The following is a 303-nucleotide window of genomic DNA, read 5'->3' on the forward strand; positions in this document are numbered from 1 at the left end:
CACGCCCTCGGCCCCGCACTCCCTGCACCACGGGTCCGGCTCCAGGACCCGGCACTGGATCACCGCACGATCAGGCTCAACCCGCTGTCCGACGGCCTCGAGGCCGAGCTCGTCGAGACGGCAGAACGTGGTCAGGTCAGGGCGAACGAAGCCGAGGTGCCTCACTGAGAAGTGAGCGCGAGAGCTGACCTGGTGCCTCACGCATGGTGAGCGCGAGGCTTGGGGTCATCTGGTTGTCTGGAGTCGACGGATCGACGGTTCCAAGGATGCCATGTCGAGGTGCCGGCTGGCGGTCATGGCCTC

At 67.0% G+C, this 303-nt stretch carries 1 pseudogene; it reads right to left on the minus strand.

The annotated features are described in order from the left end of the window. Nucleotides 1–165: pseudogene (locus tag BKD30_RS15405) on the minus strand (ISL3 family transposase); the annotation flags it as partial. Nucleotides 166–303: the final 138 nt, after the last annotated feature.

Source organism: Tersicoccus phoenicis (assembly GCF_001968835.1).
GTDB lineage: Bacteria > Actinomycetota > Actinomycetes > Actinomycetales > Micrococcaceae > Tersicoccus > Tersicoccus phoenicis.